We start from the raw sequence: 14351 nt of genomic DNA on the forward strand, positions 1-14351 counted from the left end.
AGGCTGGGCATCATACCCGAAATCAGCGATTAAGCTAGCTCAGTCTGTAACCAAGGCCAGCCTTGCTTCTTACGGCTTAGAGTATTTTCCATCATCAATACTCCGTCTGACAGATGCTTCGCCAGTTTATCTGACCACTCACCTTTAAACAGCAAACGGGTTTGCGCAGTAGTGATGTCAGTCAGCATTAGAGCTGCAAACGCAAGGTTCTCTTGTTCGCAACGACGCTCTAAATCCGCTTCTAGCGCATCAATCATAGTGGCAACTTGGTCTAATGTCGCTAATTCAATTTGACCAACGACAACGTCACGGCCATTAAACGGGTAAGCTTTAAGGTCTTTTTCAACCAGTTGCGCCGCAGACAAACCTTCAATGTCCGTTTTAGCAATCAGGAGTGCTTGGATAAATGCATCTAGATCTTCGATTTCAGCCAGAACAGCCAGTTCAGCAACGGCATCTTTGTCTTTTTGAGTACAAGTAGGAGAAGCAAAACCAACGGTATCTGAAAGAATCGCAGAGATCATAAGCGTTGCTGTTTGCTTAGTGATTGGAGCATTTTCCATTTTGAATAGGTTAAACAAAATAGTGCTAGTACAGCCTACCGGCCAAATCCATGCTTCCAAAGGATTTACTGTCATCACATCACCCAAACGGTGGTGATCGACAATACCTAGAATTTCTGCCTCATTTAAGTCATCAGGCGCTTGCGCTAAGTCGGTGTAGTCAACTAACCATACTTTTTCACCAGCTACACTAGTACGTAATTCAGGTTGATCAGCACCTGCGGTCGTCAAGATGTGCTGGGTTTCACGGTTGATTTCGCCTTGGCGTACCGCTTTCGCTTCTAAACCACGTGCTTTCAACAGTTCGGCAGCCACTAATGCGCTACAAATACTATCACTGTCTGGATTCTTATGACCGACTACTAAAATCATCACTGTTCCTATTATTCTGACCCTTAAGGGTAAACAACACATAAAGATGAGTACTGTACTTATTTTGAAGAACTCTTTATGGAGCTAAATCAATAAAGAGTGACTAACTCATCGATTTTTTGCTTGTTGGAATCAGGGGTTAAGTAATAATTAGCAAACAGATTTCTAAGAAGAACAACGTTTAAACGGGAGAAAAGGTGAACAGCACGATTGATATCGCATGGTGGCAATTAGCTATTTTTAGTTCGGTGCTCATCATTCCCGTTATGGTGAGTAGAATTTATCAACTGGGCATCAGTAAAGAGATCTTCATTTCCGTGGGTCGAATGACCGTACAACTGATACTCGTCGGTATGTATCTGGAATATCTGTTTAAGCTCAACAGTATTTGGGTCAATCTTGTTTGGCTCTCTTTGATGATACTTGTCGGAGCCAGTTCTATCGTTTCAAAAACTCGCCTGCCGACGAACAAGCTGCTTGTGCCGATTGTTTTGGGTTTAGCGGCAGGACTGTTCCCTATAGTGGTCATTCTCTGTTTCGGTATTGTTCAACCATCTCCTTGGTACAGTGCACAGTATCTGATCCCGTTAGCCGGAATGCTTTTAGGAAATAGTCTCAGCGGCAACATCGTTGCTTTGCAGAACTTGTTCACCGCTTTCGAAGAACGAAAGAGTGAATACGAAGCCGCAATCTCATTAGGTGCTTCACCTCAATATGCTTCACGGGATTTTGTAAGAAACGCGCTGCGGAAAGCTAACGCTCCTATTCTTGCCTCTATGGCAACGACGGGCTTAGTGACACTACCGGGTATGATGACGGGACAAATACTGGGCGGGGCTTCTCCCCTTGTCGCAATCAAATATCAGTTGATGATCATGATTGCCATCTTTGTGATGATGACGATTTCTCTCACTTTATCCATTCATTTGACATTAAAGGCTACTTTTACCAAAGAAGGTCGAGTAAATGTGACATTTCGTGACTAGAAATTGAAAAACAGTACAAATAATCACCTTTATTTAACACCCTAAAATAGTGCGTTTGTCGCACGTAATTTGTGCACAATTACTGAAAAAATCATTTAGTTGCGTTTACACACGGTATTTAAAACAGGTTATCCACAGAAATTGTGGATAAGGTGAATAACGAGTTTTGTTGCGCAACAAAAGCTTGAGATGGAAAACATGAAAAAAGCGGCATTTTTGCCGCTTTTCCTTTTTAGTCAGATATTGAAGTCCTTCAGACAATTAATCTTTCAGGTAAATCAACCAGTACCACATACCAACGAACACACCACCACCAACAACGTTTCCTAGTGTTACCGGAATTAGGTTATTGATGATGAAGTCCATCATGTTGAGGTCAGCGTAATCTGCAATATTCGCCCCTGTCATCTTCCAGAATGCCTCTGGAGCAAAATTCTTAATACCGATCGCCATAGGCACTTGGAACATGTTGGCAATGCAGTGTTCAAAACCTGAGGAGACAAACATCGCGACAGGCAACACCAAAACCATGACCTTGTCAGTCAGTGAGCGAGCACTAAACGTCATCCATACCGCTAAACAAACAAGAATGTTACACATCAACCCCAAAGAAAATGCCTGAAGAAAAGTATGGTGGAGTTTATGTTGTGAGATAGCCATGGCATTTAGACCAAGCTGACCACCGTCTTCCATGTATTGGCGTGTGGACAACATAATCGCGACAAGTAAAACAGAACCAGCGAGATTGCCCAGATAAACAACCGTCCAGTTCTTCATTAACTGACGCCATGAGATTTTGCCGCTCGCTTTCGCAACCAGAGTAAGCACGGTACTGGTAAAAAGCTCACCGCCTGTAATGACCACAAGAATAAGACCTAAGCTAAACGCTATACCGCCTAATAACTTGGTCACGCCATAAGGTAAATCATGCGCGCCAGTTGTCACTACGGTGTAAAACACAAATGCAATACCAATATGAATACCCGCAGAAATGGCTAGAAGAAAAGATTTGTATGCGGCTTTGGTTGCTTTACCAACCCCAGTCTCAGCGGCACGTTCAGCCATCTGAGGAGGGAGCAACGAATCGAATTGACTATGTTCCATAATAAAAAGTTACATTTTGATACAAAGATAGCTCGCGATAATCGCTCCAAAACCACGATTATTCAAGGGCTATTTTTACGTTAACTAAAAATGTTTATTTCGGGAGCAATTCGAAAGAGCTAATCAACGAATTAAATTCTATTTGATAATAAAAAACAGAATTTTAATAACACGAAGTAATTTACCAAAGCCTTATGCGGCAAAGGTTGTGAATAATTTGTTATGTGTAAAAAACGCCCATATTGGTTCTAGATAACACTTCTGTTTTCATCTCATTGCGTCTTTGAAAGGCTGCGCCTATTGTGAAGTTAACTTAACGAGTAAGAAGGGTGTGTCATGAAATTTTCCCAACAACACTTAGATGAATTAAATCTCCTTGTCCAATTTGACATTAGTAGTGCTGCGACGGGTATTAAGGTACATAGCGAAGCGGGAGAAGCCATGCAAGCTGCCGCGAAAAGACTCCATGATAAAGGCCTATGTACATTGCCTGATGGTGGATACCTGACTGATGAAGGTATCGAAATGGCTGAAAAAGCTGACCGAATTTTACGAGTATTGACGGCTTAAACTTCCTGAAATCAATAAAGAAAGAGCGCCAATGGCGCTCTTTTTGTTTCTGTTGTCCTAAATCGAGTTAGCTTGCATCGCTCTGTGTCGCACTCTCAACGGGTACTGTAGGAGTTTCAACTAGCGGAGCACTTTCTGCAGGTGTTGCTGTGCTTACCGGAGCTTCTACTTCACCTACAGTTTTACTTACTGGCGCAACCTGAAGCTGTTTCAAAGAAGCCACCAACTCGTCCATACGGCGAATATACTGTTCATCACGAGTTTTCTGTTGCTGAAGTTGCTGTTCTCTGGCTGAGGCTTGTGCAAGAGCCTCAACTTGCTTCTTGTTTTCCGCTTCTAACGACTCAACCTTAAGCGTTAACGCAGTTAACTGCTCTTTTAAGGCATTGGTTTTATCAGCAGCAACGAGACCTTCTACGCTGGTCAGTATGCGTTCTGCCTGTTCACGCAGCATAGTGTCACGGTAGTCTGAACCGTCGATTTTCTGAGAGATAGCAAACAAGTTGTTTTCCATTTCCAGCACTATAGGCTCGAATTTGTTGTCGTCAATAGCTGCCAACAATTTCACCTGATGCGCCACTTGAGCGACGTGTTTTAATTCGAACTCCACTCGCTTAACGGCATTTTGAACACTTTGCGTATCTCTTGGGTTAGTAGAAACGACATTCGTCGCTAGAGTAATCTCTCCTTCTACTCGGTCAAAAGATAGTGGAGCAACGCGAGACAATCCTTCTTTCTTAAGTACTGCTGCTTGCTTCTCTAAAGGTTCGATATAGATTTTGTGGTTAACCTTAACCTCTAACAGCTTCGCCTTAGCCAGGAATTTCACCTGTTTTTCCTGCGCTGCTTCCAGCTTGTCATCGCGTACATCGATAAACAAATTGCGATAGTCCGAATCTACTTTTTTATAGTCAGAAGGGAAATAACTAACGGTTGCAATACTCTCTAAATAAGCCATTTGCGCGATAGCGTCGGCTAACGCGTTATCCGCTTTCAGCTTAAACTCTTGAAGCTCACGATAAGATGCATCGACCTTAGCAATGTTCTCTTCAAAGACTTGTTTGTAGCTCTTGCTCGAAAACAGCGAGTAGTCTTTTTGAATTAGTGCAGGTTCAGACTCGATTTGTTTATAAACCTCTGTCGAACCTAACCATGCATCCGCTAGCTGGCGGAAATGGGTTGGTGAATACAAGGCTAAGTTGTCGCTGTCTTTTAGTATTTCCAGCCAACTTTGGTATACCTGATCGACCTCAGCAAACTGAGTTTCTACGGATTGTTCAACATGATTTGTTTCTTGGGTAAGAGAAACGGGTTCCGATGTACTTTGACATCCTGCAAGCGCAAAGACGACTACTGAAGCCAGCAGCGTCATTCTAATATTTGTCATTGATTAGACCTTATTATTTTTACAACTGAATAGTGCCAACCTGCATCACTATCTTTACCTTAACAAAAGCAAGATGTCTTAAAGAAAAGACAGAGTGCTATGGCACTTTAATCCATAGATAAAAATAATAAAACACAAAGTTTTCATAAGCATAAATTACAGAATAAACACCTAGCGCAATGCATGATAAGAAACGGATACTGCCCACACCGCTTCCTCAACTCAAGATCCCTTCCATTCACCTCTTACTCCAAGCTGACCTAGTGACACTTGCAGTGGTTTGATGACAGCTTATTTTCTTGTTAATAGCAAAATTCCCTCGTTATTCTCCCTCTGAATATATTTGCTTCATTAAATTTAAAAATTCTTTAAAAACCACAAAAACATATGAATTTAATTAGAAACTGAAGAGTCCATAAGCGGTGTAATAGTCACATACAGATTATTAGTCCAAGAGGATAAAATCATGTTAGTTTCACGGTTATCAGAAGAATCCATAACTCAAAAAGCAAAAGAAAATTGGCTCTCATATTGGAAATACTTTAGTAAAAGTAGCCACGAAAAATGCTCAGTACCTAACTGCGCAAAAAATCACAACCAAGCAATCTTTGTTGCTGACCCTAATGATCAGCAAGAGTCGATCTACGTGGTCCCGCTCTGCGCAGAGCACGGTAACAACGAAAGCAACCAATTAGAAATCCAAGACAATGTTGAACTTGTCCCTATCGGATTTACTTTATAGCGATTACCCACCGAATAATAAACAAAGTACTCCAAAGGATTACGATATGCTCGTAAACAATATATTAGATAGTGAATCAAATCTGATAAATGAATATTCCGATTCAAAAAACAAACTGAAAAATACTTTTTGCTCGGAAGTGAATTGTACAAACAAATATACGCGTCAAGTTCTGGTTAAGAGCAAGAACCAAATTAATTCAAGTAACCAAGCTGACGATGTATTTCAGATACCTCTTTGCCAGCATCACTACGAAAACTTCCATAACCCAATTGAGCTGGAAAATGATATCGAAGTAGTTCCAATAGGTTTTGATCAACACTGATTTGATTGTAGGGAATTGTTGGTGGGCAATGGGAGATCTTTTCCATTGCCTTTTTTTATTGAGTAGCCAAATTTCGTTGAGTAACGAACAGGTCCGTATTGAATGGACGGCCTAGTTGAATGGGCGGCCTAGCGATTAAGTAAGTTTAACTGTGCAATCAACCAGGTTGCAGCCAACAAATCGGCACTTCCACCTGGGCTTAAATTTCTTTCTACCAGTTGTTTATCGTAATCCTGCATCCGTTGTTCAAAATCATCATCATAGACTTCACAGCTTGTTAGCAATGACTTCGAATACAATTTCACATATTCAAGCCCTTCAAGACCGCCTCGGTGAACTAGGTTTGAGTCTTCATTGCACGACATGATCGTCAGCAAAGTCTTAAACATCGCTTGCTCTTCAGACAAACCTTTATCGATTGCGAATTCATAAGTTGGCAACGCGCAGTCAAAAATCATAGGGTAGCCCTTTGCTGCCTCCCCTCTAATTCCGGCTAATCCATAACGACGATATATTTGCTCCCCTGCCGTGACGGGAATTTTGTTTGAATGCTCAAGCTCATCGGTAACCAGTTGAGCGCAGCACTCTTTGATTACCGATTGAATTCGGGAGGATGTAAAAGTGGATTCTTTTTTGTAAAGCCAGCCTACTGCACCACAAATTAAACCAAGCGTAAAAATCATCCCTTTATGGGTATTTACACCTGCTGTTGCGGTAAACATTGCTCTCTCTGCTTCTATACCAATTTTTCTGAGGTTAGGAAGGAGATTCGCGGGCGAAGTGAAGTATTGATCGTAGCCAGATTTAACAAACTTCAGCATATAGGGGCGCAGGCTATTTGCGCTTTCGACAAAGGTATCGATGTTCATATCGCTATGTGCACCTGTGGAGACACAGTCAACCAAGCCAGGTTTCGGCGTCAGATGAACTTCAAGCATCATCGCGTGATAAGCCAGATTCCCGACCAGTTCGCAAATATTGAGCTCAAATGTCCCACGATCTGTTTTCTGATATAAACAACAATCACTCAAAAGCCAACGTAAAGAATTAGTGGTTTGCATGAATAATCTCACTCAATTTGTCGATCAGGGCTGGTAGTGGGTGAACACGGTTACGAGCACATAATTTTGCATCTCTGCCACAAACGAAACACCGTCTTCTTGCAAATCCAAGCTGGTCACGAGAAAGCACCACACCTTGGGTATCGAACACGTCGATATCAAATAGGCGACCTAACGGATGAGTGTCTTCCACCTCGATCATCAGGCGTTTTAAATCTTGAGGAGAAATGCCGCCTACCGCACTCATCGATTCACAACCGCAATCACTGATGAACGACTGACTGATAAAACTCGAACAGCCCGAGTGCATGCATGCCTTTCTGATCTGTTCCTGACCCGCAGCAAATCCTATTTGAGATATTTGGTTTAGTTTTACACTGCCGGGCATGTTAATCGTAAAGCTCACGATGGGCAGAGAATGGGTCGAAACCCATTCTCTTTGCCTTTCAGCTCGAAGCTCTCGATTCTCTAAGACCTGCTCTAGGGTTATTGCTGGGCCTCGATACACGATTTACTCCTTAACCTGACGAATCACATCAATAACAGAACCGTCACGGTAACGCACATAGCCAACAACATTGTTTAAGTACTCAATTGGCTTTGGCTTACCTGTCAACGACTCAGCTCGTTGCTGCAACTCGTGAATATCCATGATCGGTATACCAGCGTTGATAAGTCGAGCTTTCACTTCTTCTCTATTTGGATTGACGGCTATGCCATGATCAGTAACCAGAACGTCTATTTGCGTTCCAGGAGTCACAACATTCAATACAGAGTTCACAACGGTTGGAATTCGACCACGAATTAACGGAGCAACAACGATAGTCAAATTGGCTGCTGCTGCGGTATCACTATGACCGCCAGAAGCGCCGCGAATTACACCGTCTGAACCAGTGATAACATTAACGTTAAAGTCAGTATCAATTTCTAGAGCACTGAGAACGACGACATCCAATCGATCAACCATCGCACCTTTAGAAGAAGGGTTTGCGTATTGATTAGCAGAGATTTCAATGTGATTGGGATTACGAGCCAAAGAATCAGCGGCAACAGAATCGAATGACTGCACATCAAGTAATGTTTTAATTAGCCCCTTCTCGTGTAGCGCAACCATAGTGGCCGTAATACCGCCCAAGCCAAAATTCGCCGTAATATTTCGTCTGACCATCTTATCTTCTAAAAAGCGGGTAACCGCTAAAGATGCACCGCCAGAACCGGTTTGCAAGTTGAAACCATCTTTGAAATAGCCTGAATGCTCAATAACGTCAGCAGCTTTGCGAGCAATTAACAATTCGCGAGGGTTAGTCGTCATACGCGTTGCATCACCACCAATCTTAGACGCGTCACCCACCTCTGCCACTTTCACAATCGCATCGACTTGGTCCTGCGCAATTGACGCTGGCGTATTTGGGAACTCAACAAGAGACTCAGTGAGCACAACCGTTTTGTTCGCATACTGAGCATCAATTTGTGCATAACCAAGGGAACCACAGCGAGACTGACCTTTGACAGCATTAGCATTACCAAACTCATCACTGCTTGATACGCCGATAAACGCAACATCGATATTCAGTTCACCACTTTGAACCAAATGAACACGGCCGCCATGAGAATGAATATGAACAGGCTCAGCCAGCAGACCACGAGACACTTCTTCGGCCAGCTGTCCGCGCATTCCGGATGTGTATATTTTCTTCACTACGCCATTTTTAATGTGTTCAACAAGCGGTGAATGAATATCAGAGAGTGAACTTGACGCTAAAGTGAGGTCTTTAAAGCCCATGGAAGCAATCACATTCATCACCATGTTGATGGTTTTGTCTCCGCCTCGAAATGAGTGATGAAACGAAATAGTCATACCATCAGCCAGACCAACGTTTTTGATTGCCTCTTCCAAGGTTTCAAAGAGTTTACGGCTTCTCTTGGTTTCTCTGTTTAGCAGGTGAGAAGTCAGTTGATGTGCGCCAGAATATGGCAACAGTGTTGGACATTTCTCAACATCAATATCAAGTTCACGATCAATTGCATTAGTTATAGTTGTCATCATATTGCCCTACTGTCTGATTCCTGATTTCGCACGCTGTAGTGTCCACCGAGCACGCTCTATGATTGGAGCGTCAACCATCTTGCCGTTTAGTGATACAACGCCAGAGCCCTGAGCTTCTGCCTCTGCCGCCACTTCAATAACGGCATTTGCGTGGTCAACCTCTTTTTGAGTTGGAGCAAAGATGTTGTGAATGATTTCGATTTGACGCGGGTTAATCAGTGACTTACCGTCAAAGCCGAGAGATTTGATGTGTTCGGCTTCGTGGATGAAGCCTTCTTCATTGTTGGCATCGGAATAGACGGTATCAAATGCCATAATACCGGCAGCTCTTGCCGCTTGAAGAATTGAGCATCGCGCGAATAAGAGTTCCACGCCTTCCGCTGTACGTTGAGTTCTAAGGTCGCGAACATAGTCTTCTGCACCCAAAGCAATACCAATCAATCGACTTGATGCTTTTGCAATTTCGACTGCATTATTGATACCCATAGCAGATTCAATCGCTGCAAGCATTTTGGTACTGCCAATTTCACGACCAAACTCCATCTCAGCTTCCGTGATGAGTTCTTCCATATTATGAACATCTTGAGCACTGTCCGTTTTAGCAAGACGCACAGCATTCACGCCTGCTTTCACCACCGCTTTTACATCGAGTGGACCAAAGTCAGTATCCAAACCGTTCACACGAACGATGGTTTCAATGTTCTTATACATAGGATGTTGAAGCGCATTGAAAACGAGCATTCTTGCCGTGTCTTTCTCACGAATTGAAACGGAGTCTTCCAAATCAAACATGATGGAATCTGGATTATAGATAAAAGAGTTGCTCAACATCGCGGCATTAGAACCAGGGACAAACAACATACTTCTGCGTAATTTGCTCATTTCAATCTCCCCCAGACAATATCGCTGCCAGCGGTTGCTCGAATTACCGCGGCTTGAACTCTTGCTTTAATGACACAATCCAAAGCACCTTTGTCGTTGATCTTGACCAACGCAGACTGAACTCCCATTTCTGACAAAGTGCTGATCACTGTATTTTTGATTAACTCTCCAAATTGCTTTTCTACAGAACTGGTAATTTCTATATCCAAACTCTTTGTGGCTGACGGGACTATTTCGACTAGCAAGTCGCTAGACTCCAATGTTCCAGCGTATGATCGCTGACTGATTATCATGTATGCACCTCGTGAATCCCATTTCGGATGGCAGAAAATTGAATAAAGGCAAAGAATGCTCAATGCCGAATAACTAACGCCTATTCTCTTTGCTATCCGCTATGTTTTTGGCGATACCAATCATGTTTAGTTGGAGGCTAAAAACCATTAATGATTTAAATGGTTTAAATTATTCCGTTTGGTAGGAAACAAAAAACGGCTAAAGATATCCTTAGCCGTTTTTCAAATTAAGACGTGTTTAATTGGACTTTACATAGACTCGTTCAGGGCGGCCTACTCGTCCATGTTCATTTTCAGCATCTAGGAAGCCATTGGCTGAGCAATATTCTAAATAACGTCTGGCGGTTGTTTTACTAATCCCGACCTGTTCACCTAGCCTTTCAGCCGTATATTTGATTCCCGTATTTTCGATAAAGGTTTGTTTTATTTTATCTAAAGTTAGTTCACCAATACCTTTAGGTAACGTATTAGCAGACTTTTCTCGAGCTTGAATATTAAACAGGTCGTCAACGTGGCGTTGGCTAATATTGTCATAAGCATTCATTGCACTATGATATTGAACGTAACGGTTCAATGTATCCTTTAAACGCACATATGATACTGGTTTCAATAAATAATCAAAACAGCCACAGTGCATTGCCTCTTTAACCGTTTCCATTTCACTTGAAGCTGTGATCAATATGACATCAGGCTTTGAGTCAGATTTATCCGCGACAATGCTTCTTAATAAGTCGATGCCTAAACCATCTGGAAGAAAGTTGTCTAATATAATTAAGTTCGGTTTATTAACCTTCAGCATTGTTTTAGCCATGCTAATAGTATTCGCGATACCTACAGGTCTAAAACGCATCATCTGTCTTAAAAACTGAGCATGTAATTCAGCAATTCCAACTTCATCTTCAACGATTAAAACATCTATAGAGTCCATCATCGGTTACCGTTCTTGGGAATAAAAATAGAAAAAATAGTGCCCTTAGGCTCTGCGTTGTCGACTAAGATGACGCCACCAGCGTTCGTTACGTAACGGTTAATTAAATACAGTCCAATACCATGACCTTTATCATCACCTTTACTTGTAACGCCTCGGTTGAAAATAGTCCCCGCTATTTCAGGATCGATACCGCAACCATTATCGCCAATTTCAATAACTAATTCTTTACCTGCATCTGTAATTAGTAGCGTTATTACTTTATCGCTCTCTGGGTTTTTAAGCGTCGCTTCAAATGCATTATCAATCAAGTTACCAATAATTGCTGATAATTCATCATCATCAATATTGTCCGGCAGATTATATAACTGACAGGTAGGATCAAACTGTAACTGAAGTCCCAGTTCTTGAGATCGAGCATATTTACCAAGTAGAATTCCTGCCACTTGTTTACATTTTATTCTTGAACGTATGAAATCAATAAGTTGTTGTTTCTTTGTATTTTCATTATTGATCAATGAGAGCGCTGCTTCATATTCACCAATTTCAATTAAGCCTGAAATCGTTGACAACTTGTTAGCATGTTCATGCCTCATAACTCTTAAATTATCTGTATATTGTTTGATTTGAGTCAATTCTGCCGTTAGAGAATTTATATCATTTTTATGTCTAAAACTGATGACCCAACCAATTAACAAATCTCTATCAAAGATAGCCACTCTATTTGCAATAAGTGTTTTTCCGTTAATAGATACTATTTCATCCTTTATATTTTCTTCATAAGGTGTCTGAAAAAAGAACTGGGTATGATTTAGATATTCCAAAATACTTCTGTTCTTTATTTCACTGACTTCTTTATCCGTACCTAACAGGTCAATGGCACTTTTATTTACCGCCAGAATCTTACCCGTTTTGTCGATGGCGATAATCCCTTCATAAACGGATTGAAGGATTGAACGTTGTAAGTAAAGTGCCAACGCAATTTCTGATGGCTCCATACCGTTCATTTTCTTTTTGATGTGGCTGGAAAAAAACCAAGCGCCTATCAGCGTTAGCAGTAATATTGCGCCAAGTTCAAAAGAGACCGGTTTGGCATAAAATACCAGCCACTGGTCAAAACGGTTAAACAGGTAACCAACGGAGACGACACCAATAATTTCACCATCGAAGTCAACAATGGCACTTTTGCCACGGACGCCATATCCCAAGGAGCCTTTACGAATAGAAATGTAAGACTCGCCTCGTTCTAACGCAGCAGCGTTATCCCCTCCTTGCATCGGCAAACCAATGTTTTCTTTTATCGGGTGAGATAAGCGAGTGCCGTCATCATCGCCAATAACAATAAAGCTAGCGTCCGATATTTTCGTTAAACGATTAATAATGCGTTCTATCGCGGGGATGTTTTTGATCCTCACTTCCTGAATTAAGTTCGGGTCGCTGGCAATTTCCTTTGCTTGAATTAACGCACGTGTCCCAACCTGATGCTCAAGTGTATCGAGTAAGGATTGATGAAAGTTCACACCCATGAAAATCATCTGAAGGCTCATAAGAGCAAAAATAAGAAGAAAAACTTTGACGCGAAAAGAAGCTCCAGTCTTCATCTTTTCCATCATATTCATACATTTATTTCCTTATTATTAAGTAGTGCGAACTTATATAGTGCTCAATTCAGAACCGAATGTTAGCCCGTTTCGCCAACCAAGTTAGTAATGTGCATCAAAAAGACAATAAAAACGCAGAGAGGGAGAACTCAGTCTCCCTCCTTAGTTATTGATTTCCTAAAATATTAACCAAGCACATATTTAATCATCACACCGGCGGCAACCGCTGATCCAATAACACCCGCAACATTGGGACCCATTGCATGCATAAGCAGGAAGTTTTGCGAGTTCGCTTCTAAACCAAGTTTGTTTGAGACGCGAGCTGCCATTGGAACTGCTGAAACACCTGCGGATCCTATGAGTGGGTTAACTTTTTCAACACAAAGTCTATTCATCAGTTTCGCCATCAATAGACCTGCTGCGGTTCCCACACAGAAAGCAACAATCCCCAGAGCCAATATTCCCAGCGTTTGTGGTTGCAAGAACTTATCTGCCATAAGTTTCGAACCTACAGACAACCCAAGGAAAATGGTCACAATATTGATGAGAGCATTTTGTGCCGTGTCTGAGAGGCGCTCGACAACTCCACATTCACGCATCAAGTTACCAAAACAGAACATCCCCATCAGTGGCGTCGCTGAAGGCAGTAACATTGCAATAAGAACCAGCAACATTAGCGGGAAGCACACTTTCTCGATCTTGCCGATTTTGCGCAGTTGCTTCATTTCGATTTTGCGCTCAGCTTCCGTAGTCAACGCACGCATGATTGGTGGCTGAATCATAGGAACCAATGCCATATACGAATATGCCGCTACCGCTATTGCACCCAAGAGTTCAGGAGCAAGCAGGCTTGATACATAAATAGCTGTAGGGCCGTCTGCGCCACCAATGATGCCGATCGCTGCAGCTTGCGCCACGCTGAAATCCATTATCCCTAATTGAGTCAGACCAAGCGCGCCCAACACGGTTGCGAAAATACCGAATTGCGCAGCTGCACCCAATAACAAGGTTTTAGGATTAGCCAGTAACGGACCGAAGTCTGTCATCGCACCCACACCCATGAATATCACCAGAGGCCCAACCCCAGACGCAATGGCAACATGATAAAAGGTATATAACATACCGTCAGAGTATTGATATTGCTCTGCAAGCAAACCTAAATGCATCTTTTGCTCAGGAGTAGCCATTTGCACTGCATGCTTAATCGCATCCGGTGTTGACTCAACAACGTTGAGTATCTGCGCGAATGCTTGCATTACATCTGCTTTACCAGCATGAATGGCGGCATCTACCGCATTAATGGCAAGGTTAGCATCAGGCAAGTTTGAAAGAATGCCACCTAAACCGATAGGCACGAGCAACAATGGCTCGAAACCTTTCACGATTGCCAGATAGAGCAAGATCATCCCAATGACAATCATTAGAAATTGGCCCCATTGAAGATGGAGGATACCAAAATCACTGATTAAGCCGATTACACTGTCCATTTC

15 protein-coding genes are annotated in these 14351 nt (G+C 42.2%); 3 read left to right on the top strand and 12 right to left on the bottom strand.

From position 1 onward, the window contains the following. Positions 1-29 precede the first annotated feature (29 nt). Positions 30-935, bottom strand: a complete 906-nt coding sequence (locus HKI82_RS07690; protein ID WP_171137665.1) for a manganese-dependent inorganic pyrophosphatase — start codon at positions 933-935, stop codon at positions 30-32. Between the two features lie 197 nt (positions 936-1132). On the opposite strand from HKI82_RS07690, the gene HKI82_RS07695 reads away from it, so the two are divergent. Next, complete coding sequence (locus tag HKI82_RS07695) at positions 1133-1921, top strand: ABC transporter permease (RefSeq protein WP_171137666.1); 789 nt, start codon at positions 1133-1135, stop codon at positions 1919-1921. A gap of 261 nt (positions 1922-2182) precedes the next feature. Here the strand turns inward: HKI82_RS07695 and focA are convergent, their stop codons facing one another. Continuing rightward, complete coding sequence (gene focA, locus HKI82_RS07700; RefSeq protein ID WP_171137667.1) at positions 2183-3025, bottom strand: formate transporter FocA; 843 nt, start codon at positions 3023-3025, stop codon at positions 2183-2185. 336 nt (positions 3026-3361) lie between these two features. Between focA and HKI82_RS07705 the strand changes: the two genes are divergently transcribed. Beyond that, complete coding sequence (locus HKI82_RS07705) at positions 3362-3595, top strand: TIGR02647 family protein (protein WP_102941708.1); 234 nt, start codon at positions 3362-3364, stop codon at positions 3593-3595. Positions 3596-3662: 67 nt separating this feature from the next. Here the strand turns inward: HKI82_RS07705 and HKI82_RS07710 are convergent, their stop codons facing one another. Continuing rightward, positions 3663-4982 (bottom strand): DNA repair protein, encoded by a 1320-nt coding sequence (locus HKI82_RS07710; protein WP_171137668.1) that lies wholly within the window; start codon positions 4980-4982, stop codon positions 3663-3665. 466 nt (positions 4983-5448) lie between these two features. On the opposite strand from HKI82_RS07710, the gene HKI82_RS07715 reads away from it, so the two are divergent. Further along, positions 5449-5724, top strand: a complete 276-nt coding sequence (locus HKI82_RS07715; protein WP_171137669.1) for a hypothetical protein — start codon at positions 5449-5451, stop codon at positions 5722-5724. A gap of 194 nt (positions 5725-5918) precedes the next feature. Here the strand turns inward: HKI82_RS07715 and HKI82_RS07720 are convergent, their stop codons facing one another. The 9 genes from HKI82_RS07720 to HKI82_RS07760 all read right to left on the bottom strand — a co-directional run bounded on the left by HKI82_RS07720 (position 5919) and on the right by HKI82_RS07760 (position 14348). Next, positions 5919-6095: a hypothetical protein gene (locus tag HKI82_RS07720; protein ID WP_171137670.1), complete on the bottom strand. Its 177-nt coding sequence runs from the start codon at positions 6093-6095 to the stop codon at positions 5919-5921. Positions 6096-6177: 82 nt separating this feature from the next. Then, positions 6178-7110 (bottom strand): triphosphoribosyl-dephospho-CoA synthase CitG, encoded by a 933-nt coding sequence (citG, locus tag HKI82_RS07725; protein ID WP_171137671.1) that lies wholly within the window; start codon positions 7108-7110, stop codon positions 6178-6180. Next, entirely contained in the window at positions 7097-7618 is a 522-nt protein-coding gene (gene citX, locus HKI82_RS07730; protein ID WP_171137672.1) for a citrate lyase holo-[acyl-carrier protein] synthase, read from the bottom strand. Before citX ends, citG begins: the two co-directional genes overlap by 14 nt. Positions 7619-7621: 3 nt before the next feature. Further along, positions 7622-9091, bottom strand: coding sequence for a citrate lyase subunit alpha (gene citF / locus HKI82_RS07735; protein WP_171137726.1), 1470 nt, complete (start codon positions 9089-9091; stop codon positions 7622-7624). A gap of 72 nt (positions 9092-9163) precedes the next feature. Then, the gene (citE, locus tag HKI82_RS07740) at positions 9164-10039 is read right to left on the bottom strand and encodes a citrate (pro-3S)-lyase subunit beta (protein ID WP_171137673.1); all 876 of its coding nucleotides are present in this window, start codon (positions 10037-10039) and stop codon (positions 9164-9166) included. After that, the gene (gene citD, locus HKI82_RS07745) at positions 10036-10332 is read right to left on the bottom strand and encodes a citrate lyase acyl carrier protein (RefSeq protein WP_102941701.1); all 297 of its coding nucleotides are present in this window, start codon (positions 10330-10332) and stop codon (positions 10036-10038) included. The genes citE and citD overlap by 4 nt, the downstream gene beginning before the upstream one ends. A 238-nt stretch (positions 10333-10570) precedes the next feature. Further along, entirely contained in the window at positions 10571-11263 is a 693-nt protein-coding gene (locus HKI82_RS07750) for a response regulator (protein WP_042482057.1), read from the bottom strand. After that, positions 11260-12879 (bottom strand): ATP-binding protein, encoded by a 1620-nt coding sequence (locus HKI82_RS07755; RefSeq protein WP_146027676.1) that lies wholly within the window; start codon positions 12877-12879, stop codon positions 11260-11262. The genes HKI82_RS07750 and HKI82_RS07755 overlap by 4 nt, the downstream gene beginning before the upstream one ends. A gap of 167 nt (positions 12880-13046) precedes the next feature. Further along, positions 13047-14348, bottom strand: a complete 1302-nt coding sequence (locus tag HKI82_RS07760) for a sodium ion-translocating decarboxylase subunit beta (protein WP_102941700.1) — start codon at positions 14346-14348, stop codon at positions 13047-13049. Between the last annotated feature and the right edge of the window lie 3 nt (positions 14349-14351).

This window comes from Vibrio plantisponsor (assembly GCF_013041605.1).
In the GTDB taxonomy this organism is placed as follows: Bacteria; Pseudomonadota; Gammaproteobacteria; order Enterobacterales; family Vibrionaceae; genus Vibrio; species Vibrio plantisponsor.